This window comes from Streptomyces bluensis, from assembly GCF_014650715.1.
Taxonomy (GTDB): Bacteria; Actinomycetota; Actinomycetes; order Streptomycetales; family Streptomycetaceae; genus Streptomyces; species Streptomyces bluensis.
Map to the genome: position 1 here is coordinate 146,757 of NZ_BMVM01000005.1, position 22,284 is coordinate 169,040.

General features: G+C 70.2%; 20 protein-coding genes and 1 riboswitch. Of the genes, 19 read left to right on the forward strand and 1 reads right to left on the reverse strand.

What is annotated here, in order from left to right; genetic code table 11:
* Window positions 1-10: 10 nt before the first annotated feature.
* The 17 genes from IE262_RS15650 to IE262_RS15725 all read left to right on the forward strand — a co-directional run bounded on the left by IE262_RS15650 (window position 11) and on the right by IE262_RS15725 (window position 17,637).
* Window positions 11-739: a CDP-alcohol phosphatidyltransferase family protein gene (locus IE262_RS15650; protein ID WP_229877276.1), complete on the forward strand. Its 729-nt coding sequence runs from the start codon at window positions 11-13 to the stop codon at window positions 737-739.
* Window positions 736-1,620, forward strand: coding sequence for a glycosyltransferase family 2 protein (locus tag IE262_RS15655; RefSeq protein WP_189874246.1), 885 nt, complete (start codon window positions 736-738; stop codon window positions 1,618-1,620). The genes IE262_RS15650 and IE262_RS15655 overlap by 4 nt, the downstream gene beginning before the upstream one ends.
* 98 nt (window positions 1,621-1,718) lie before the next feature.
* On the forward strand, window positions 1,719-2,648 hold the full coding sequence (locus tag IE262_RS15660) for an ABC transporter permease (RefSeq protein WP_189874248.1): 930 nt from the start codon (window positions 1,719-1,721) through the stop codon (window positions 2,646-2,648).
* Window positions 2,641-3,417 carry an ABC transporter ATP-binding protein gene (locus IE262_RS15665; protein ID WP_189874250.1) on the forward strand — a complete coding sequence of 259 codons (777 nt, stop codon included), beginning with the start codon at window positions 2,641-2,643 and terminating at the stop codon, window positions 3,415-3,417. Before IE262_RS15660 ends, IE262_RS15665 begins: the two co-directional genes overlap by 8 nt.
* A gap of 432 nt (window positions 3,418-3,849) precedes the next feature.
* On the forward strand, window positions 3,850-4,752 hold the full coding sequence (gene hpnC, locus IE262_RS15670) for a squalene synthase HpnC (RefSeq protein WP_189874252.1): 903 nt from the start codon (window positions 3,850-3,852) through the stop codon (window positions 4,750-4,752).
* Entirely contained in the window at window positions 4,749-5,711 is a 963-nt protein-coding gene (gene hpnD, locus IE262_RS15675; protein ID WP_189874254.1) for a presqualene diphosphate synthase HpnD, read from the forward strand. The genes hpnC and hpnD overlap by 4 nt, the downstream gene beginning before the upstream one ends.
* The gene (locus IE262_RS40535) at window positions 5,711-5,857 is read left to right on the forward strand and encodes a DUF6380 family protein (RefSeq protein ID WP_373305054.1); all 147 of its coding nucleotides are present in this window, start codon (window positions 5,711-5,713) and stop codon (window positions 5,855-5,857) included. Before hpnD ends, IE262_RS40535 begins: the two co-directional genes overlap by 1 nt.
* A complete protein-coding gene (gene hpnE / locus IE262_RS15680) occupies window positions 5,854-7,302 on the forward strand; it encodes a hydroxysqualene dehydroxylase HpnE (protein ID WP_189874256.1) in 1,449 nt (482 codons plus the stop codon). Before IE262_RS40535 ends, hpnE begins: the two co-directional genes overlap by 4 nt.
* 71 nt (window positions 7,303-7,373) lie before the next feature.
* Window positions 7,374-8,438: a polyprenyl synthetase family protein gene (locus tag IE262_RS15685; protein WP_166681669.1), complete on the forward strand. Its 1,065-nt coding sequence runs from the start codon at window positions 7,374-7,376 to the stop codon at window positions 8,436-8,438.
* Between the two features lie 134 nt (window positions 8,439-8,572).
* Window positions 8,573-10,603 (forward strand): squalene--hopene cyclase, encoded by a 2,031-nt coding sequence (shc, locus tag IE262_RS15690; protein ID WP_189874258.1) that lies wholly within the window; start codon window positions 8,573-8,575, stop codon window positions 10,601-10,603.
* A gap of 1 nt (window position 10,604) precedes the next feature.
* Window positions 10,605-11,240 carry a phosphorylase family protein gene (locus IE262_RS15695; RefSeq protein WP_134037120.1) on the forward strand — a complete coding sequence of 212 codons (636 nt, stop codon included), beginning with the start codon at window positions 10,605-10,607 and terminating at the stop codon, window positions 11,238-11,240.
* Window positions 11,241-11,245: 5 nt separating this feature from the next.
* On the forward strand, window positions 11,246-12,268 hold the full coding sequence (hpnH, locus tag IE262_RS15700) for an adenosyl-hopene transferase HpnH (RefSeq protein ID WP_189874260.1): 1,023 nt from the start codon (window positions 11,246-11,248) through the stop codon (window positions 12,266-12,268).
* Window positions 12,269-12,272: 4 nt separating this feature from the next.
* Window positions 12,273-13,430: a flavodoxin-dependent (E)-4-hydroxy-3-methylbut-2-enyl-diphosphate synthase gene (ispG, locus tag IE262_RS15705; protein ID WP_134037126.1), complete on the forward strand. Its 1,158-nt coding sequence runs from the start codon at window positions 12,273-12,275 to the stop codon at window positions 13,428-13,430.
* A gap of 28 nt (window positions 13,431-13,458) precedes the next feature.
* Window positions 13,459-15,357, forward strand: a complete 1,899-nt coding sequence (gene dxs / locus IE262_RS15710; RefSeq protein WP_189874262.1) for a 1-deoxy-D-xylulose-5-phosphate synthase — start codon at window positions 13,459-13,461, stop codon at window positions 15,355-15,357.
* Entirely contained in the window at window positions 15,354-16,763 is a 1,410-nt protein-coding gene (locus tag IE262_RS15715; protein ID WP_189874264.1) for an aspartate aminotransferase family protein, read from the forward strand. The genes dxs and IE262_RS15715 overlap by 4 nt, the downstream gene beginning before the upstream one ends.
* Before the next feature lie 86 nt (window positions 16,764-16,849).
* Window positions 16,850-17,518 (forward strand): helix-turn-helix domain-containing protein, encoded by a 669-nt coding sequence (locus IE262_RS15720; RefSeq protein ID WP_373305055.1) that lies wholly within the window; start codon window positions 16,850-16,852, stop codon window positions 17,516-17,518.
* On the forward strand, window positions 17,515-17,637 hold the full coding sequence (locus tag IE262_RS15725; RefSeq protein ID WP_131564781.1) for a DUF6126 family protein: 123 nt from the start codon (window positions 17,515-17,517) through the stop codon (window positions 17,635-17,637). Before IE262_RS15720 ends, IE262_RS15725 begins: the two co-directional genes overlap by 4 nt.
* A 75-nt stretch (window positions 17,638-17,712) precedes the next feature.
* Here IE262_RS15725 and IE262_RS15730 read toward each other — a convergent pair whose 3' ends face one another.
* Window positions 17,713-18,510: a tyrosine-protein phosphatase gene (locus IE262_RS15730; RefSeq protein ID WP_134037138.1), complete on the reverse strand. Its 798-nt coding sequence runs from the start codon at window positions 18,508-18,510 to the stop codon at window positions 17,713-17,715.
* A gap of 188 nt (window positions 18,511-18,698) precedes the next feature.
* Between IE262_RS15730 and IE262_RS15735 the strand changes: the two genes are divergently transcribed.
* Together IE262_RS15735 and IE262_RS15740 are read left to right on the forward strand one after the other, a co-directional pair.
* Window positions 18,699-20,771, forward strand: coding sequence for an alpha-galactosidase (locus tag IE262_RS15735; RefSeq protein ID WP_189874268.1), 2,073 nt, complete (start codon window positions 18,699-18,701; stop codon window positions 20,769-20,771).
* A gap of 301 nt (window positions 20,772-21,072) precedes the next feature.
* Window positions 21,073-21,231: riboswitch (cyclic di-AMP (ydaO/yuaA leader) on the forward strand.
* A 4-nt stretch (window positions 21,232-21,235) separates the two neighbouring features.
* Window positions 21,236-22,225: a M23 family metallopeptidase gene (locus IE262_RS15740; RefSeq protein WP_189874270.1), complete on the forward strand. Its 990-nt coding sequence runs from the start codon at window positions 21,236-21,238 to the stop codon at window positions 22,223-22,225.
* Window positions 22,226-22,284 lie beyond the last annotated feature (59 nt).

The window sequence follows — 22,284 nt, forward strand, 5'->3', positions numbered from 1 at the left end:
CCCCCCGGGCGTGAAGGACCGGCGGAGCGGCGAGCACTGGGCCGGGCGGCTGTACATGCGCGAGATCTCGCTGCGCATCGACCGGCACCTGGTGAACACCCGGGTCACGCCCAACCAGCTGACCTACCTGATGACCCTCTGCGGTGTCCTCGCCGCCCCGGCCCTGCTGGTGCCGGGGATCCCGGGCGCGGTGCTCGGCGTGCTGATGGTCCAGCTCTATCTGCTGCTGGACTGCGTCGACGGTGAGATAGCGCGCTGGAAGAAGCAGTACTCGCTCGCCGGGGTCTACATGGATCGCGTCGCCGCCTACCTCTGCGACGCCGCCGTACTGGTCGGTTTCGGCCTGCGCGCCGCCGACCTGTGGGGCTCCGGGCGGATCGACTGGCTGTGGGCCTTCCTCGGCACGCTGGCCGCTCTGGGCGCGATCCTGATCAAGGCCGAGACGGACCTCGTCGGGGTCGCCCGCCACCAGGCCGGGAAGCCGCCGGTCCAGGAGTCGGCCTCCGTGCCGCGCTCCTCCGGCGTGGCGCTGGCCCGCAGGGCCGCCGCCGCGCTGAAGTTCCACCGGCTGGTCCTGGGCGTCGAGGCGTCCTTGCTGATCCTGGTCCTCGCGGTCCTGGACACGGTGCGGGGCGACCTGTTCTTCTCGCGGCTCGGCGTCGCCGTACTGGCGGGTATCGCGCTCCTGCAGACCCTGCTGCACCTGGTGTCCGTCCTGGCCTCCAGCAGGCTGAAGTGAGCAGCGGCATGAAGGTCGGCGCGGTCATCATCACCATGGGCAACCGCCCCGACGAACTGCGTGCCCTCCTCGACTCGGTCGCCAAGCAGGACGGCGACCGGGTCGAGGTGGTCGTCGTCGGCAACGGCTCCCCGGTGCCGGAGGTCCCCGAGGGCGTACGCACCGTCGAACTGCCCGAGAACCTCGGCATCCCCGGCGGCCGCAACGTCGGCATCGAGGCATTCGGCCCCGGCGGGACCGACGTCGACATCCTGCTGTTCCTCGACGACGACGGCCTGCTGGCCCGCAACGACACCGCCGAGCTGTGCCGTGCGGCCTTCGCGGCCGACCCGAAGCTCGGGATCGTCAGCTTCCGCATCGCCGACCCGGACACCGGCGTCACCCAGCGGCGCCACGTGCCCCGCCTGCGGGCCGCCGACCCGATGCGTTCCTCCCGGGTGACCACGTTCCTCGGCGGCGCCAACGCCGTCCGTACGAAGGTTCTCGCCGAAGTAGGCGGACTTCCGGACGAATTCTTCTACGCACACGAGGAAACCGACCTGGCATGGCGGGCCCTCGACGCGGGCTGGATGATCGACTACCGGTCCGACATGGTGCTGTACCACCCCACGACCGCGCCCTCCCGGCACGCGGTCTACCACCGCATGGTCGCCCGCAACCGGGTCTGGCTCGCCCGCCGCAACCTCCCCGCGCTCCTGGTGCCGGTCTACCTCGGCGTCTGGGTGCTGCTGACGCTGGTTCGCAGACCTTCGCGGGCCGCCCTGAGGGCCTGGTTCGGCGGCTTCAAGGAGGGCTGGACGACCGCGTGCGGTGCCCGTCGGCCCATGAAGTGGCGTACGGTGTGGCGTCTTACCCGATTGGGCCGACCTCCCGTCATCTGACAAGCTCGATATCTGAGAGCATTCGGCGGTACCCCGGAACCGGGTTTCTGCCTGGGCCCGACCAGCCTGCGCACTTTTGAGGACGAAAGTTTCCACTTGTGAGTGAGACAACGCATGACGGCTCAGTCGCCGTGAGCGACCGGCCGTCGCCCGACGAGGGACTCTCCCCCGCCGAGCTGGCCGCCAAGTACGGCCTCGCGGTCAGCGGAGCCCGGCCCGGGCTCGGCGAGTACGTCGCCCAGCTCTGGGGGCGCCGCCACTTCATCCTCGCCTTCTCCCAGGCGAAACTCACCGCCCAGTACAGCCAGGCCAAGCTCGGCCAGCTCTGGCAGGTGGCGACTCCGCTGCTCAACGCGCTGGTGTACTTCCTGATCTTCGGGCTGATCCTCAACGCGGACAGGGGCATGGCCCGCGAGGTCTACATCCCGTTCCTGGTCACGGGTGTCTTCGTCTTCACCTTCACGCAGAGCTCGGTCATGGCGGGCGTCCGTGCGATCTCCGGCAACCTCGGCCTGGTGCGGGCGCTGCACTTCCCGCGTGCCTCGCTGCCGATCTCGTTCTCGCTCCAGCAGCTCCAGCAGCTGCTCTTCTCGATGATCGTGCTGTTCGTCGTGGCGGTGGCCTTCGGCAGTTACCCGCGCCTGTCCTGGGTGCTGATCCTCCCGGTCCTCGCCCTGCAGTTCCTCTTCAACACCGGCCTGGCGATGATCATGGCCCGGATGGGCGCCAAGACCCCCGACCTCGCGCAGCTGATGCCGTTCGTCATGCGGACCTGGATGTACGCCTCCGGCGTCATGTTCTCGATCCCCGTGATGCTCGCCGACCACCCGCGGTGGATCGCCGACGTCCTCCAGTGGAACCCCGCCGCCATCTACATGGACCTGATGCGCTTCGCGCTGATCGACGGCTACGGTTCCGAGAACCTGCCCCCGCACGTATGGGCGGTCGCGGGCGGCTGGGCCGCGCTCGTCGCCCTCGGCGGCTTCGTGTACTTCTGGAAGGCGGAGGAGCGGTACGGCCGTGGCTGAGGCACGCATTCCCACCGTCATCGCGGACGAGTTGCACATCGTCTACCGCGTCAACGGCGCCAAGACCGGCAAGGGCAGCGCCACCGCGGCTCTCAGCCGCATCCTCAGGAGGGGCTCCGACGACACGGCGCGCGGTGTGCGCAAGGTGCACGCGGTCCGGGGCGTCTCCTTCACCGCCTACCGCGGTGAGGCCATCGGCCTGATCGGCTCCAACGGCTCCGGCAAGTCCACCCTGCTGCGCGCCGTCGCCGGCCTGCTCCCCGCGGAGAGCGGCAAGGTCTACACCGACGGCCAGCCCTCGCTCCTCGGCGTCAACGCCGCCCTGATGAACGATCTGACGGGCGAACGGAACGTCATCCTGGGCGGGCTCGCGATGGGTATGTCCCGCGAGCAGATCAAGGAGCGCTACCAGGGGATCGTCGACTTCTCGGGCATCAACGAGAAGGGCGACTTCATCACCCTGCCCATGCGCACCTACTCCTCCGGCATGGCGGCGCGCCTGCGCTTCTCCATCGCGGCCGCCAAGGACCACGACGTCCTCATGATCGACGAGGCCCTCGCCACCGGTGACCGCAAGTTCCAGAAGCGCTCCGAGGCCCGCATCCGCGAGCTGCGCAAGGAGGCCGGCACCGTCTTCCTGGTGAGCCACAACAACAAGTCGATCCGCGACACCTGCGACCGCGTCCTGTGGCTGGAACGCGGCGAGCTGCGGATGGACGGGCCCACCGAGGACGTCCTCAAGGAGTACGAGAAGTTCACCGGCAAGTAGCCGGTACTCCGAGGGCCGGTCCCGTCCCTCACCACCAGCATGCACCGGACCCCGCCGGAACGCCTCCGGCGGGGTCCGGGTGCCAAGGACGGGCAACGAACTCGGCAAGGACGGTCCCGTACGGCAAAGAAGGGACCAACTCCGGTTCCGCTGAGGAAGCTTCGGGCCAATCGGTGTGTTGTCGTGATGCTCAGGACACCCCGACGGAGTAGGGCGCGTTGTACAACGTAAGCTGTACCGGTGCCGAATCGCGGCAAGTAGGGCCATAATGCGCGACACCCGGTACCCGCCGTATGGAGCCGTCCACCGGGCGGCGTGTCCGAAATAGTGTGTATTGCGTCGGCAGTGTAGAACGGGAGATGTGACGGCAATGGCTACGGAAACTCCCCACCTCCGCGACGCTTGTGCCGTCCCCGCGCCGGGTGACGAGCGGTGACCGAAGCCGGGACGGCGCGCACCGGCGACCCGGAGCGCGGCACCCTCGACAAGGCCGCGGCCGAGAACTTTCCCGTGGCACCGTTCTTCCTGCCCAGGGCGTGGCGCGCCGACCTCATGGCGGTCTACGGCTTCGCCCGCCTGGTCGACGACATCGGTGACGGCGACCTCGCGCCCGGCGGCGCCGACGCCCGCCTGCTGGGCGTGTCCCCCGAGGAGGCCGAGGACCGGTCGGTCCTGCTGGACGCCTTCGAGGCCGACCTGCGGAGGGTGTTCGACGCGAGCCCCCGTCACCCCCTGCTGCGCCGCCTCCAGCTCACCGTCCGCCGCCGGTCCCTGACGCCCGAGCCCTTCCTCGGTCTGATCGCGGCCAACCGTCAGGACCAGGTCGTCCGGCGGTACGAGACGTACGACGACCTCCTCGCCTACTGCGAACTGTCCGCCAACCCCGTCGGCCGCCTCGTCCTCGCCGTCACCGGCACGTCCACGCCCGAGCGCGTGCGCCGCTCCGACGCCGTCTGTACAGCCCTGCAGATCGTCGAACACCTCCAGGACGTGGCCGAGGATCTCGGCCGCGACCGCATCTACCTGCCCGCCGCGGACATGAAGCGCTTTCACGTCCGGGAGGCGGATCTCGCGGCGACCACGGCAGGCGCATCGGTGCGCGCGCTGGTTGCGTATGAAGCCGAACGCGCCCGTGACCTGCTGAATGAGGGCAACCCCCTGGTGGGTAGCGTCCACGGCAGGCTGAGGCTGCTCCTTGCCGGGTTCGTCGCGGGGGGAAGGGCGGCGATCCACGCCATCGCCGCCGCCGACTATGACGTACTTCCCGGCCCGCCCAAGCCAGGCAGGCTTCGACTGCTGCGTGAGGCGGGCGTGACTCTGCGAGGAGAGGGGTGATCCGGACCGTGGAGCCCGATCCACACGTGTCCGCACCGGTACTCGCCGCCTACAGCTACTGCGAGGCCGTCACCGGACAGCAGGCACGAAACTTCGCGTACGGCATCAGACTGCTGCCGACGCCCAAGCGCCGTGCTCTGTCCGCGGTCTACGCGTTCGCGCGGCGCGTCGACGACATCGGTGACGGCGCGCTCTCCCCCGACGTCAAGGTGGCCAGACTTGAGGACACCCGGGCCCTGCTCACCCGGGTCCGTGAAGGCGATGTCGACGAGGACGAGACCGACCCGGTCGCCGTCGCCCTCGCGCATGCCGGCGAGCAGTTCCCGATCCCGCTCGGCGGCCTCGACGAACTCATCGAGGGCGTCCTGATGGACGTCCGCGGCGAGGCCTACGAGACCTGGGACGACCTCAAGGTCTACTGCCGCTGCGTGGCGGGCGCCATCGGACGCGTCTCACTGGGCGTGTTCGGTACGGAACCGGGCGCGCGAGGTATCGAGCGCGCGTCCGAGTACGCCGACACGCTGGGGCTCGCACTGCAACTCACCAACATCCTCAGGGACGTTCGCGAGGACGCCCTGGGCGATCGCACCTATCTGCCCGCCGACGACCTCGCCAAGTTCGGCTGCTCGGCCGGGTTCGGCCGGCCGGTCCCACCGGCCGACTCCGACTTCGCGGGCCTCATCCACTTCGAAGTGCGCCGGGCCCGCACCCTTTTCGCCGAGGGCTACCGGCTGCTGCCCATGCTCGACCGGCGCAGCGGCGCCTGTGTCGCCGCCATGGCCGGCATCTACCGCCGCCTCCTCGACCGCATCGAGCGCGAGCCGGAGGCCGTGCTGCGCGGCCGGGTCTCGCTGCCGGGACGGGAGAAGGCGTACGTCGCCGTGCGTGGACTGTCCGGTCTCGATGCCCGCCATGTCTCCCGCCGCACCGTCAGCCGGCCCGCCAGGAGGCGCTTGTGATGGCCAGGGCCTGTTCCGACCAAGGCGGCTCCCCCGGCGAAAGGCGGCACGCAACCCTCCGCCGCCCGGCCGCGTCCCAGACGGCAACGGCCTGCCGTGGCTCGCTGAAGTACCACGGCCACGGCGCGGGGGAGGGCACACGATGACCGACGGCACACACCCCGAGGGACTGACAGGTCGTGTTGCGAACGTCCCGCCTGCCTCGGCGGGGGCGGCAGACGGGCGGTCGGCCGTCGTGATCGGCGGCGGGCTCGCCGGGATCACCGCCGCGCTGTCGCTGGCCGACGCCGGAGTGCGCGTCACCCTGCTCGAAGGACGGCCCCGGCTCGGCGGACTCGCCTTCTCCTTCCAGCGCGGCAACCTGACCGTCGACAACGGACAGCATGTGTACCTGCGCTGCTGCACCGCGTACCGCTGGTTCCTCGACCGCGTCGACGGGACCGCGCTCGCCCCCTTGCAGGACCGTCTCGACGTGCCCGTACTCGATGTCGAGGCCCGTGCCGGGCGGCGGCTCGGCAGACTGCGGCGCGACGCGCTGCCCGTACCGCTGCATCTGGGGCGCAGCCTCGCCACGTATCCGCACCTCTCGCTCGCCGAGCGCGCCAAAGTGGGGCGGGCCGCACTGGCGCTCAAGGCCCTCGACCTCGCGGATCCCGCGCTGGACACCCAGGACTTCGGCAGCTGGCTGGGCGCACACGGTCAGTCGGCTCGTGCCGTCGAGGCACTGTGGGACCTCGTGGGGGTCGCCACCCTCAACGCGGTGGCCGAAGACGCCTCTCTCGCGCTCGCCGCGATGGTGTTCAAGACCGGTCTGCTGTCCGACCCGGGCGCGGCCGACATCGGCTGGGCGCGTGTCCCGCTGGGCGAACTGCACGACCGGCTGGCCCGCAAGGCGCTCGACTCGGCGGGCGTCCGTACCGGACTCCGTACCCGCGTCACCTCCATCTCCCGCAACGGAAACGGGGGTTGGGCGGTTCAGGTGCCCGGTGAGACCGTCGACGCGGACGCCGTCGTCCTCGCCGTACCGCAGCGCGAGGCGCACGATCTGCTGCCCGCGGACGCGCTCGACCACCCCGGGCGGCTGCTGGAGATCGGCACGGCCCCGATCCTCAACCTCCATGTCGTGTACGACCGGAAGGTGCTCGACAAGCCGTTCTTCACGGCCCTCGGCACCCCGGTGCAGTGGGTGTTCGACCGGACCGAGGCGTCCGGGCTGAGCGAGGGCCAGTACCTGGCGCTGTCGCAGTCGGCGGCTCAGGACGAGATCGACACACCTGTGTCCGTCCTGCGCGAGCGGTACCTGCCGGAGCTGGAACGGCTGCTTCCGGGCACGCGTGGTGCGAGCGTGCGCGACTTCTTCGTGACCCGGGAGCGCACGGCGACGTTCGCTCCCACTCCCGGCGTCGGGCGGCTGCGGCCCGGCGCCCGCACCAAGGCCCCCGGCCTGTACCTGGCCGGAGCGTGGACCGCCACAGGGTGGCCCGCGACCATGGAGAGTGCGGTCCGCAGCGGCATCAGCGCGGCGGACGCCGCACTGGGCGCCCTGGGCAGACCCCGCGACCATCTCTTCGACTTCGAGGAGGCGGCGTGACGCTCGATGAGCGACGCGAGGCAGACCCCCGCACCTCCCGCACCGCAACAAGAGGAGAGACTGTGCCCCCTGTGCCCCCGGCCGTGACGGCCGCGCGCGAGACCGCGGTGGACGTGACCGCGCTCCTGGAGCGCGGCCGGACCCTGGCCACTCCGGTGCTGCGGGCGGCCGTCGACCGACTGGCGCCGCCCATGGACACGGTCGCCGCCTACCACTTCGGCTGGATCGACGCCGCGGGCAAACCCGCCGACGGCGACGGCGGCAAGGCCGTGCGGCCCGCGCTCGCCGTGCTGTCCGCCGAGGTCACCGAGGCGGCCCCCGAGATCGGCATCCCCGGCGCCGTCGCGGTCGAGCTGGTACACAACTTCTCGCTCCTGCACGACGACCTGATGGACGGTGACGAGCAGCGCCGCCACCGCGACACCGTCTGGAAGGTGCACGGCCCGGCCCAGGCCATCCTCGTCGGCGACGCCCTCATGGCGCTCGCCAACGAGATCCTCCTCGAACTCGGCACGGTCGAAGCCGGCCGTGCCACCCGTCGGCTGACCACGGCCACCCGCGCCCTCATCGACGGCCAGGCCCAGGACATCTCCTACGAGCACCGGGACCGTGTCAGCGTCGCGGAGTGCCTGGAGATGGAGGGCAACAAGACCGGCGCGCTGCTCGCCTGCGCCTGCTCGATCGGTGCGGTCCTCGGCGGCGCCGACGAGCACACGGCCGACATGCTGGAGAAGTACGGCTACCACCTCGGCCTCGCCTTCCAGGCCGTCGACGACCTGCTGGGCATCTGGGGCGACCCGGAGTCCACCGGCAAGCAGACCTGGAGCGACCTGCGGCAGCGCAAGAAGTCCCTGCCGGTGGTGGCGGCGCTCGCGGCGGGCGGCCAGGCCTCCGAGCGCCTCGGCGAGATCCTCACGGCCGACGCCAAGAGCAGCGACATCGAGAACTTCTCCGAGGAGGAGTTCGCCGCCCGCGCCGCCCTCATCGAGGAGGCCGGCGGGCGCGACTGGACCGCCGAGGAGGCGCGTCGCCAGCACCGGATCGCCCTTGACGCCCTGGAGGAGATCCGGATGCCCGACCGGGTGCGCGACCAGTTCGTGGCGCTCGCCGACTTCGTCGTCGTACGAAAGAGATGATCACTACCGGGAAAGAGATGATCCCTATCGGTCGAATAACCCTCGCGTAGTCGCCGGCCGGTGCCTCGGGCACGGTGAGCACCGGCCGACGGCGGACCCACAGCAGAGACATGCCACTGCACGAAGGGGAAGCCATGACAGCGACGACCGACGGAAGCACCGGGGCACCACCACCCCGCGCTGCCTCGGCCAGCGAAACCGACACCGACATCGACACCCCCGGAGTGGCGGGGGTCGCGGAAGCCGCCGTACGCGCGACAGCGCGCGCCACCGACTTCCTGCTCTCGCGCCAGGACGCCCAGGGCTGGTGGAAGGGCGACCTGGAGACCAACGTCACCATGGACGCCGAGGACCTGCTCCTGCGTCAGTTCCTGGGCGTCCGCGACGAGAAGACCACGCACGCCGCCGCCCTCTTCATCCGCGGCGAGCAACGCGAGGACGGCACCTGGGGGACCTTCTACGGCGGGCCCGGGGAACTCTCCACCACCATCGAGGCGTACGTCGCCCTGCGCCTGTCCGGAGACGCCCCTGACGCCCCGCACATGGCGAAGGCGTCGGAGTGGATCCGCGCCCAGGGCGGTATCGCCGCCTCACGCGTCTTCACCCGGATCTGGCTCGCCCTGTTCGGCTGGTGGAAGTGGGAGGACCTGCCCGAACTCCCGCCGGAGCTCATCTACTTCCCGAAGTGGATGCCCCTGAACATCTACGACTTCGGGTGCTGGGCACGCCAGACCATCGTCCCCCTGACCGTCGTCTCGGCGAAGCGGCCGGTGCGGCCCGCTCCGTTCCCGCTCGACGAACTGCACACCGACCCCCGCGATCCCCACCCGGCCGCGCCCCTTGCTCCCGTCGCGAGCTGGGACGGCCTCTTCCAGCGGCTCGACAAGGTCCTGCACGGCTACCACAAGGTGGCCCTGAAGCCACTGCGCAGGGCGGCCATGAACAGCGCGGCCCGCTGGATCATCGAGCGGCAGGAGAACGACGGCTGCTGGGGCGGCATCCAGCCCCCGGCCGTGTACTCGGTCATCGCGCTGCACCTGCTCGGCTACGACCTCCAACACCCCGTGATGCGTGCCGGGTTGGAGTCCCTCGACCGGTTTGCCGTGTGGCGCGAGGACGGGGCCCGGATGATCGAGGCCTGCCAGTCGCCGGTGTGGGACACCTGCCTCGCGACCATCGCCCTCGTCGACGCCGGACTGCCCGCCGACCATCCGCAACTGGTGAAGGCCGCGGACTGGATGCTCGGCGAGGAGATCGCCCGGCCCGGAGACTGGGCCGTCCGCAGACCAGGACTCGCGCCGGGCGGCTGGGCGTTCGAGTTCCACAACGACAACTACCCCGACATCGACGACACCGCCGAGGTCGCCCTCGCGCTGCGCCGCGTCCAACACCCCGACCCCGAGCGCGTCAACAAGGCGATCGCACGCGGAGTGCGCTGGAACCTCGGCATGCAGTCGAAGAACGGCGCGTGGGGCGCCTTCGATGTCGACAACACCAGTCCGTTCCCCAACAAGCTTCCCTTCTGCGACTTCGGTGAGGTCATCGACCCGCCGTCCGCCGACGTCACCGCGCACGTCGTGGAGATGCTGGCCGTCGAGGGACTCGCCCACGACGAACGCACCCGCCGCGGCATCGACTGGCTGCTCGCCGAACAGGAGCCGAACGGCTCGTGGTTCGGGCGCTGGGGCGTCAACTACGTGTACGGCACGGGGTCGGTGGTCCCGGCGCTGGTGGCCGCCGGGCTGCCCGCATCGCACCCCGCGATCCGCCGGGCCGTCGCCTGGCTCAAGGCCGTGCAGAACGACGACGGCGGCTGGGGCGAGGACCTGCGCTCCTACCAGGACGTCGCCGGATGGAGCGGCAAGGGCGCCTCCACCGCCTCCCAGACCGGGTGGGCCCTGCTCGCGCTGCTGGCGGCGGGGGAGCGGGAGTCGAAGGCCGTGGAACGCGGGATCGAGTGGCTCGCGGTCACCCAGCGCGAGGACGGCTCCTGGGACGAGCCGTACTTCACCGGGACCGGCTTCCCCTGGGACTTCTCGATCAACTACCACCTCTACCGGCAGGTCTTCCCGCTGACCGCGCTCGGCAGGTACGTCCACGGGGAGCCGTTCACGGACAGGAGTGACACGTCCGACACGACGGCCGCGCCCGTCAAGGGGAGCTGAAGTGAGCGACGCTCCCGTCCCGGCTCCGCTGCTGATCGCCTGCGCGCTCGGCATCGAACGGCTCGCCCTGCGCGGAGGCGCCCGCCGTGGCCCGGTCACCGTGTTGCGGACCGGTATGGGGCCCAGGGCCGCCGAGCGCTCCGTCACCCGTGCGCTCGGCGAGCCGGCGCTGCGCGGGGCCGCCGTCATGGCCACCGGCTTCTGCGCCGGGCTCGCGCCGGGCATGCACCCCGGTGACCTGGTCGTCGCCGAGGAGACCCGGGGCCCGGCCGGTGCCACGACGCCGTGCGAGGGCACCGATCTGCTGGTCAAGGAGCTGACGCGCGCCGTACCGGGGCGCACCGTGCACACCGGCACACTCACCGGTTCGGACCACGTCGTACGCGGACACGAAAGGGCGCAGCTGCTCGCGACCGGCGCGATCGCGGTCGACATGGAGTCCGCGGCCACGCTCCACAGCGCCGTGCGCCGGGGAGCGCGCCCGGTTGCGGCCGTACGGGTGGTCGTGGACGCTCCAGAACATGAACTCGTCCGGATCGGCACGGTGCGCGGTGGAATATCGGCTTTCCGTGTTCTTCGTGCCGTCGTTCCCGCTTTCTTCGAATGGCACCGTTCTTTGCTGCTTCCCAGGAGGTGAGCCAGATGGCCATGCCGCTCCGCCAGTCCATCAAGGTGGCGACGTATCTCTTTGAACAGAAGCTTCGCCGGCGGGACAAGTTTCCGCTCATCGTCGAACTGGAACCGCTCTTCGCCTGCAACCTGAAGTGCGAGGGCTGTGGCAAGATCCAGCATCCGGCCGGAGTGCTCAAGCAGCGCATGCCGGTGGCGCAGGCCGTGGGCGCCGTCCTGGAGTCGGGGGCGCCGATGGTGTCCATCGCCGGGGGTGAGCCCCTGATGCACCCCCAGATCGACGAGATCGTGCGGCAGCTGGTCGCCCGTCGGAAGTACGTCTTCCTGTGCACCAACGCCATGCTGCTGCGCAAGAAGATGGACAGCTTCAAGCCCTCGCCGTACTTCGCGTTCGCCGTGCACATCGACGGGCTGCGCGAGCGACACGACGAGTCCGTGGCGAAGGAGGGGGTGTTCGACGAGGCCGTGGAGGCCATCAAGGAGGCCAAGAGGCGGGGCTTCCGGGTCACCACCAACTCGACCTTCTTCAACACCGACACCCCGCAGACCATCGTCGAGGTGCTCAACTACCTCAACGACGACCTCAAGGTCGACGAGATGATGATCTCGCCCGCCTACGCCTACGAGAAGGCGCCCGACCAGGAACACTTCCTGGGCGTCGAGCAGACCCGCGAACTGTTCAGGAAGGCCTTCGCGGGCGGTAACCGGAGCCGCTGGCGGCTCAACCACTCGCCGCTGTTCCTCGACTTCCTTGAGGGCAAGGTCGACTTCCCGTGCACGGCGTGGGCGATCCCCAACTACTCGCTGTTCGGCTGGCAGCGGCCCTGCTATCTGATGAGCGACGGGTACGTGCCGACGTACCGGGAGCTCATCGAGGAGACGGACTGGGACAAGTACGGCCGCGGCAAGGACCCCCGCTGCTCCAACTGCATGGCCCACTGCGGCTACGAGCCGACCGCGGTCCTCGCCACCATGGGGTCCCTGAAGGAGTCGCTGCGCGCCCTGCGTGAGACCGTCAACGGAAACCACGGGTGAGGCCATGACCGCCGTATCCCTCGGCGTTCCCGACGTGCCGGTCCGGCCGATCGCTCAGCGCCGCGTCTCGCGGCAGATCCAGGTCGGGCCGGTGACCGTGGGGGGCGGAGCCCCGGTGTCGGTGCAGTCGATGACGACGACGCGTACGTCGGACATCGGGGCGACGCTTCAGCAGATCGCGGAGCTCACGGCGTCGGGCTGCCAGATCGTGCGGGTGGCCTGTCCCACGCAGGACGACGCGGACGCGCTGGCCACGATCGCCCGCAAGTCGCAGATCCCGGTGATCGCGGACATCCACTTCCAGCCGAAGTACGTGTTCGCGGCGATCGAGGCGGGCTGTGCGGCGGTCCGGGTGAATCCCGGGAACATCAAGCAGTTCGACGACAAGGTGAAGGAGATCGCGCGGGCCGCGAAGGACCACGGCACCCCGATCCGTATCGGCGTCAACGCGGGCTCGCTGGACCGGCGTCTGCTGCAGAAGTACGGCAAGGCAACCCCGGAGGCGCTGGTGGAGTCGGCGCTGTGGGAGGCGTCGCTGTTCGAGGAGCACGACTTCCGGGACATCAAGATCTCGGTGAAGCACAACGACCCGGTGGTGATGGTCAACGCCTACCGGCAGCTCGCCGCCCAGTGCGACTACCCGCTGCACCTGGGGGTAACCGAGGCCGGTCCGGCGTTCCAGGGCACCATCAAGTCCGCCGTGGCCTTCGGGGCGCTGCTCGGCGAGGGCATCGGCGACACCATCCGGGTGTCGTTGAGCGCCCCGCCCGTCGAGGAGGTCAAGGTCGGTACGCAGATTCTTCAGTCGCTGGGGCTGAGACAGCGGCGGCTGGAGATCGTGTCGTGTCCGTCGTGCGGCCGGGCGCAGGTCGACGTCTACAAGCTGGCCGAGGAGGTCACGGCCGGTCTGGAGGGGATGGAGGTACCGCTGCGCGTCGCCGTCATGGGGTGTGTCGTGAACGGTCCCGGGGAGGCCCGGGAGGCGGACCTGGGGGTCGCCTCCGGCAACGGCAAGGGCCAGATCTTCGTCAAGGGCGAGGTCATCAGGACGGTCCCCGAGTCGAAGATCGTCGAGACCCTCATCGACGAGGCGATGAAGATCGCGGAGCAGATGCAGCAGGACGGCGTCGCGTCGGGGGAGCCGGCCGTCACCGTGAGTTGAACAGCACTGATCGAGAGGGGGCCCGAGCGTGACGATTCTGGAGAGCATCCGGGGACCACGCGAACTGAAGGCGCTGTCCAGGACGGAGCTCGGTGAACTGGCGGGAGAAATACGGGAGTTCCTCGTGCACGCGGTCTCCAGGACCGGCGGACACCTGGGGCCCAACCTGGGGGTGGTGGAACTCACCATCGCGCTCCACCGGGTCTTCGAGTCACCCGTCGACCGCATCCTGTGGGACACCGGCCACCAGAGCTATGTGCACAAACTGCTGACCGGCCGTCAGGACTTCTCCAAACTGCGCGGTAAGGGCGGCCTGTCCGGTTACCCGTCCCGCGAGGAGTCCGAGCACGACGTCATCGAGAACAGCCACGCCTCCACCGTCCTCGGCTGGGCGGACGGGCTCGCCAAGGCCCGGCAGGTGCGACAGGACAAGGGGCACGTCGTCGCGGTCATCGGTGACGGCGCCCTCACCGGCGGTATGGCGTGGGAGGCGCTCAACAACATCGCGGCCGCCAAGGACCGGCCACTGATCATCGTCGTCAACGACAACGAACGGTCGTACGCCCCGACCATCGGCGGCCTCGCGAACCACCTCGCGACCCTGCGCACCACCGACAGCTACGAGCGGGTCCTCGCCTGGGGCAAGGACGTCCTGCTCCGGACCCCGGTCATCGGTACGACCCTCTACGAGTCGCTGCACGGCGCGAAGAAGGGCTTCAAGGAGGCCTTCGCGCCGCAGGGCATGTTCGAGGACCTGGGGCTGAAGTACGTCGGGCCGATCGACGGACACGACGTGGGAGCCGTGGAGTCCGCGCTCAGGCGTGCGAAACGCTTCCACGGGCCCGTGCTCGTCCACTGCCTGACCGAGAAGGGACGCGGGTACGAGCCCGCGCTCGCCCATGAGGAGGACCACTTCCACACCGTCGGCGTGATGGACCCGCTGACCTGCGAGTCCCTCGCGCCCGCGGGCGGCCCCTCCTGGACCTCGGTGTTCGGCGACGAGATGGTCCGGATCGGCGAGGAGCGGGACGACATCGTGGCGATCACGGCGGCCATGCTGCACCCGGTGGGGCTCGGCCCGTTCTCGGAGCGGTTCCCGGACCGTGTGTGGGACGTCGGGATAGCCGAGCAGCACGCCGCGGTGTCGGCGGCCGGTCTGGCGACGGGCGGTCTGCACCCGGTCGTCGCCGTCTACGCCACCTTCCTCAACCGCGCCTTCGACCAGCTCCTCATGGACGTCGCCCTGCACCGCTGCGGAGTGACGTTCGTCCTGGACCGGGCCGGGGTCACCGGTGTCGACGGGCCGTCGCACAACGGCATGTGGGACATGTCGATCCTCCAGGTCGTGCCCGGCCTCAGGATCGCCGCGCCCCGCGACGCCGGGCAGCTGCGCGCGCAACTGCGCGAGGCGGTCGCCGTCGACGACGCGCCGACGCTTCTGCGCTTCCCCAAGGAGTCGGTCGGGCCCGACATCCCGGCGGTGGACCACGTCGGCGGCATGGATGTGCTGCATCGCTCCACGGGCCGCCCGGAGGTGCTGCTGGTGGCCGTCGGCGTCATGGCCCCGGTCTGTCTCCAGACCGCCGAACTGCTGGCTGCCCGCGGTGTCGGCTGCACCGTCGTGGACCCGCGCTGGGTCAAGCCGGTCGACCCCGAGCTGCCCTCACTCGCCGCCGAGCACCAGGTGGTGGCCGTCGTGGAGGACAACAGCCGGGCGTCCGGCGTCGGCGCGGCGGTCGCGCTGGCCCTCGGGGACGCCGAAGTGAACGTGCCCGTACGGCGGTTCGGCATCCCGGAGCAGTTCCTCGCGCACGCCAAGCGGGGTGAGGTGCTGGCCGACATCGGCCTCACGCCGGTCGAGATCGCCGGGCGGATCAGCGCCTGCCTGGCGGCCAGGGACGAACTCGCCAAGGAGAAACAGCAATGACCACCGCGGAACCCGCAGTCGGTGCGGAGACGTTCGACCTCGGCAGGCTCCTGGCCGAGCGCGGGGCCGAGCGCTACGAACTCCATGCCCGGTACCTCAACCACCAGCTCCCGCGCATGCTGCGCACCATCGGCTTCGACAAGGCCTACGAGCGGGCCGAGGGCGCGCACTTCTGGGACGCGGACGGCAACGACTACCTGGACATGCTCGCCGGCTTCGGGGTGATGGGCCTCGGCCGCCACCACCCCGTGGTCCGCAAGGCGCTGCACGACGTCCTCGACGCCTCCCTCGCCGACCTCACCCGATTCGACTGCCAGCCGCTGCCCGGGCTCCTCGCGGAGAGGCTCCTCACCCACAGCCCGCACCTGGACCGGGTGTTCTTCGGCAACAGCGGCACGGAGGCCGTGGAGACCGCGCTGAAGTTCGCCCGGTACGCGACCGGCAGGCCGCGTGTCCTGTACTGCGCGCACGCCTTCCACGGGCTGACGACCGGAGCGCTGTCCGTGAACGGCGAATCGGGCTTCCGGGACGGCTTCGCGCCGCTGCTGCCCGACACGGCGGTCCCCCTCGGCGACCTGGACGCCCTGGCACGGGAGGTGAAGAAGGGCGACGTCGCCGCCCTCGTCGTCGAACCGATCCAGGGCAAGGGCGTGCACGAGGCGCCGCCCGGTTACCTGCGCGCCGCCCAGGAACTGCTGCACCGGCACAAGGCGCTGCTCATCGCCGACGAGGTGCAGACCGGGCTCGGTCGGACCGGCGACTTCTACGCCTACCAGCACGAGGACGGTGTGGAGCCGGACCTGGTGTGTGTGGCGAAGGCGCTCTCCGGCGGCTATGTACCGGTCGGGGCGACCCTCGGCAAGGACTGGATCTTCAAGAAGGTCTACTCGTCGATCGACCGCGTCCTCGTCCACTCGGCGAGCTTCGGCTCCAACGCCCAGGCCATGGCGGCCGGACTCGCCGTCCTGTCGGTCATGGACGACGAGAGAATCGTCGCGGGCGTCCGCGCGACCGGTGAGCTGCTGAAGTCCCGGCTCGCGGCGCTCGTCGACAAGTACGAGCTGCTCAGCGACGTACGCGGCCGGGGCCTGATGATCGGCATCGAGTTCGGCAGGCCGAAGTCACTGGCACTGCGCAGCCGGTGGGCCATGTTGCAGGCCGCACGCAAGGGCCTGTTCGCGCAGATGGTCGTGGTACCGCTGCTCCAGCGGCACCGCATCCTCACCCAGGTCTCCGGCGACCATGTGGAGGTCATCAAGCTGATCCCGCCGCTGGTCATCGGGGAGCGGGACGTCGACCGCTTCATCGACGCCTTCACCGACGTGATGGATGACGCGCACAGCGGCAGCGGGTTGATGTGGGACTTCGGGAAGACACTGGTGAAGCAGGCGGTGGCCAACCGCTGAGGCTAGCCCGCGGCCTTCTGCCGGAGCTTTTGCCTCTGAGGCAAGGAATTTGCCTCTCAGGTAATCCCTCGTGCTGAATGGTCGGCATGAGCCTCACCGAGCCGGAGCCGGAGCCGGAGCCGGAGCCCGAGCGGGAGCCATCCGCCGGGGCCGAACCCGAACCCGCCGCCGACCTCCCCGCCGTCGCTCCGCAGCTGCGCATCCTGCGTCGCCGTGCCTCCCTCACCCTGGAGGCCGCGGCGCGGGCCGCAGGGCTGTCGCCCGCGCATCTGTCCCGGCTGGAGACCGGCCGCCGCCAGCCCTCGCTGCCGATGCTGCTCGCGCTGGCCCGCGTCTACGGTACGACGGTGTCGGAACTGCTCGGCGAGACGGTCGCCGAACGGGACGCGGTCGTCCGCGCCGCCGACATGGAGCCGACGCGGGCGGGCGGCTGGACCTACTGGCAGGCGGGCGCCGCCGGGCGCGGCATGCAGGCCCTGCGCGTGCACGTCCCGTACGGCTCGCAGGGCGACATCGTGCGCGTGCACCCCGGTGAGGAGTGGCTGTACGTGCTGCGGGGCCGGCTGCGGCTGCGCCTCGGGGACGCCACGCACCTGCTCACGCCCGGGGACAGCGCCCATTTCGACTCGCTGACCCCGCACCGCCTCGCGGCCGCCGACCACGACGGCGCCGATCTGCTCTTCGTCCACACCCTGCTGCAGAGCCCGACCGCCACCCTGTGCCTCGGGCCGTCGACCACCGGAGAAGCCCCGTGAGCGACCTGGAAGAGAAGTTCCCCCGTGCCCTGTGGGTGCGCCTGATCATCTACATCGCCGTCGGCCACATCTTCGCGGCCTTCATCTATCTGCTCTTCGAGGTGGGCGCGAAACAGTGAGCGAAGCAGTGCGCTACCCAGTGAGCGAAACGGCGAGTGGCACGCTCGGGCGGCGCGCCGCGGCCCGGCCCCGGCTCAGTCCAGCAGCCGCTCGCGCAGCCGCTCCCGGATCCGCGGCGTGACCTTCAGGCCCTGCTCCAGATACGCGTCCACGCCGCCCCAGGACTGCTCGATGGTCTCGAACGCCGCCTGAAGGTACTCGGCCCGCGCGTCGAACAGCGGGTTGAGCAGCTCCATGACCTCGGGGGAGTAGGCACCGGCCGACTTCTCGCTGCGGTGCACCTTGTAGCGGCGGTGGACGGCGCCCGACTCCAGGTAGTCGGCCACGATCGCGTCGCGCTCCACGCCGAGGGCGAGGAGCGTCACCGCCACCGACAGACCCGCGCGGTCCTTGCCGGCCGCACAGTGCATCAGGGCGGGCACGCTGTCCTTGGCCAGGGCGTGCAGCACCTGGGAGTGCTCGGCCGTGCGGTGCCGGATGATCGTGCGGTACGAGCCGATCATGCGGCCTTCCGCCTTGCCGTCCGCGAGCAGATCACGCAACTGGTCCAGTTCGCCGTCGCGGACCATCGTCCAGAACTCGGCGCCGTCCGCGGGGTCCGTCAGCGGCAGGTTGACGTTGCGCACGCCCGGCAGGTCGATGTCCGGGCCCTCCAGCTTCTGGTCGGCCGCGTTACGGAAGTCGAAGATCGTGTGCAGCTCAAGGGAGGACAGGAACGCGGCGTCCTCGTCGGTCGCGTGCGCGAGGTGGCCGCTGCGGAACAGCCGCCCGTGGGCCACACGCCGGCCGTCCACGGTGGGCAGGCCCCCCACGTCACGGAAATTCCGTACTCCGGTCAGCTCCGGCTCGGTCGACGGGACCTGCTGCGTCACGGGGGCTCCTCCCATCCGGCCGTCGGCGATGCCCGGTTCCGCACGCCGACGTTGCGCCCTCGACGATACGACATGGCTTCGTAGGCCACGGAGTTGTCCACAGGGGCCCACGGGCGTTTGCCAGGAGGCCCGGCGGACTTGATGATGTCGGGGCCTGATCGCACCTGTTCGAATATGTGGGAGGCTTGATGCTGGAGATCGGCGGAGACGGTCGTACGTGGCTGCTCTCAGGACCCACGAGCAGCTACGCGCTGTCGCTCACCGAGGACGACACCCTCCTGCACCTCCACTGGGGTCCGAGGATCGGGCTCGCCGACGCCGAGGAGCTCGCGGCCCGGCCGCTGCCCCCGTACCGGGGCTTCGAGTCGCAGCTCGACGGACTTGAGGAGTACCCGGTCGAGGGCGGCCCCCGTTTCGCACGGCCCGCGCTGTCCGTCCGCACCGATGAGGTCCGCGGCACCGAGTGGACCTTCCAGGCGTACGAGATCGAGGACGACGAGCTGCGGCTGCGCTTCACCGACAACGGGCTCGGCATCACCCTGCACTACCGGATGCGCCATGACGTCGTGGAACGCTGGGTGACCCTCACCAACGACGGCCCCGCCCTGGAGGTGCTGCGCGCGGATTCCGCGACCTGGACGCTGCCGTTGCGCGAGGGGTGGCGGCTGTCCCAGGTGCACGGCCGGTGGGCCGCCGAGTCCCGGCTCGTCCGCACGGACCTCACCTACGGTGAGCACGTCATCGGCAGCAGGCGAGGCCACACCGGGCATCAGCACCTGCCGTGGGTCGCGCTCGACGCCGAGGGGGCGACCGAGGAGCGCGGCGAGGTCTACGGGTGCGCGCTCGCCTGGTCGGGCACCTGGCGCATCTGCGTCGCCCAACTGCCCGACGCGCGCGTGCAGATCACCGGCGGCATCGGGTACGACGACTCGGGCCTGATGCGCCTGGAGGCGGGTGCGTCGTACACCACTCCCGTCTTCGCGGGGCTGTGGAGCGACGGCGGTTTCGGTGGCGCGAGCCGGGCCTGGCACGCCTACCAGCGCGCGTACGTCATCCCGGGCGCGGAGCCGGACCGGCCGGTGCTCTACAACTCCTGGGAGGCCACGGAGTTCGACATCTCCGAGGGCCAGCAGCGCGAGCTGGCGCGGCGGGCCGCGGGCATGGGGGTCGAGCTGTTCGTGGTCGACGACGGCTGGTTCGGGAAGCGCACCAGCGACCGGGCGGGACTGGGCGACTGGACGCCCAACCCCGACCGCTTCCCGTCCGGACTGAAGCCGCTCGCCGAGGACGTGCGCGCGCTCGGTATGCAGTTCGGCATCTGGGTCGAGCCCGAGATGGTCAATGCGGACAGCGACCTGTACCGGGCCCACCCGGACTGGGTGCAGTTCCAGCCGGGACGCAAGCGGACGGAATTCCGCAATCAGCTCGTACTGAACCTCGCCCGCGAGGATGTCCAGGACTACCTGTGGGAGAAGCTGGACGACCTGCTCTCCAGCGCGCCCATCGACTATGTGAAGTGGGACTTCAACCGCTGCTTCACCGACGCCGGCTGGCCCGGTGAGCCGTATCCGCAGAAGCTGTGGGTGGAGCACGTGCACGCCTTCTACCACCTGCTCGACCGGCTGCGGGCCGCGCACCCGGGTGTCGCCTTCGAGTCCTGCTCGGGCGGTGGCGGCCGTATCGACCTCGGGGTCATGGCGCGCACGGACCAGGTGTGGACGTCCGACAACACCGACCCGCTGGACCGGCTCGCCATCCAGCACGGCTTCAGTCAGATCCACCCGGCGCGGGTCATGGCCGCCTGGGTCACCGACAGCCCGAACACCCAGCTCAACGGGCGGGTCAGCTCCCTGCGCTTCCGGTTCGTGAGCGCCATGGCGGGTGTGCTGGGCGTCGGTGGCGACCTCGCGAAGTGGAGCGAGGAGGAACTCGTCGAGGCGCGCGAGTGGGTCGAGCTCTACAAGGAGATCCGTCCCGTCGTGCAGCGCGGCGACCTCTACCGGCTGCGGCCGCCTGCCGGCGGGCTGAGCGCGGTGCAGTACGTCCTCGGCGACGAGGTCGTCGTCCTCGCCTGGCTCCAGGCTCAGCATCACGGCGAGCCGCCGGTCCCGCTCCGGCTGCGGGGCCTCGATCCGGCACGGGCGTACGAATGCCGCGAATCGGGCGAAGTTCACCGAGGTGCGGTGCTGCTGCATCATGGGCTGTCCACGGGGTTGCGTGGCGACTTCGATGCGAAGGTTATCCGGCTGCGACGCATCTGAGGGTTCTGCCCGAAATGCGGTATTGAGTGCAAGTGGCCCTGGAATAAAGCACGGTGGGTCGAAGATGCGTGACCAGCGTCATATCCGTGACGCTGCGTCGCCGTCATGTTCATGTAATGCTGGCGGATTTTCAGGGCCGTTGGGAAAGGCTGGAGATCGCTTATCGACGGAGCGTGACGGCGAATTCGTGAAAGGGCCCAGGGAGGAGACGCACGGAAACCTCCAATGGTTGTCCAGATGCCCGTAAGTCGCTTACGTTCCCCTCAATCCGGACGGACGCCGAATCCTGCCACCGCCCGGAACCGCACACTCACCCGTACCTGGCAGGAGCGGGGGACCCACAGGCAGTACCGCCTGTTCCGGTCTCCGGAACAGGCTTGGGGTCAAGCCGTGCGCGCGTACGGCCGGGCATCTCCAGCCCGCACCCGACAGCTCACCTCGTAGGCGCCGGAGAGGAATTCGTCATGCCCGCGAGGGGTAAACACCGCCGCCCGAAGTCCCTGCGTTTCACCCGCTCGATAGCCGTCGCCGGAACCGGTGGCGCCGCACTCGCGCTTCCGTTGATCGGGGCCACCGGAGCCCATGCCGCGACCGCGGACTCCGTTTCCCAGAAGACGACGGCGGTTTCCCCGAAGGCCGTCACCGGGAAGAGCGAAAAGGCCGTCGCGGAGCAGGCCGAGAAGACGGCCGCCACCAAGAAGACCGCCAAGCGGATCTATTCGGTGCGGCCCGGAGACTACCTTTCCAAGGTCGCCGAGGAGCAGCAGGTCGCCGGTGGCTGGAAGAGGATCTACGCGGACAACCGCGAGGCCGTCGGCTCCGACCCGTCGCTCATCCACCCCGGCCTGAAGCTCACCCTCGGAGGCAAGGCCCCGTCGGGCGGCAGCGCTTCGGGCGACAGCACTCCGGGTGGTGGCAACGCGACGGACACGACCGCCTCGTCGGAGAAGACGGGGCAGGAGAAGGCCGAGCCGCAGCAGACCGAAACGCCCGCGAACAAGCCGGACTCCACCACCTCGGACACCCCGAGTGCGGAGACCAGCGGCTCCGGCTTCGTGCTCCCCGTCGAGGGCGCCTCCGTCGGCACCGCTTACAAGACCGCGGGCAGCATGTGGTCCAGCGGCTACCACACCGGCGTCGACTTCGTGGTTCCGACGGGCACCAGCCTCAAGGCCGTGGGTGCGGGCACGGTCGTCGCCGCGGGCTGGGGCGGCGCGTACGGCAACCAGGTCGTCATCCAGCTCGCCGACGGCCACTACGCGCAGTACGGCCACCTCTCCTCACTCTCCGTCTCGGCGGGCCAGAGCGTGAGCGAGGGCCAGCAGATCGGCCTCTCCGGCGCGACCGGCAACGTCACCGGTCCGCACCTGCACTTCGAGATCCGCACGGGGCCGGACTACGGCTCGGACGTCGACCCGGTCGCGTACCTGCGCTCGAAGGGCGTCAGCATCTGACCCGCCCGCAGCTTCGCTGACCGCATCCGAAGGCCGGACCCCACGATCCCCGGGGTCCG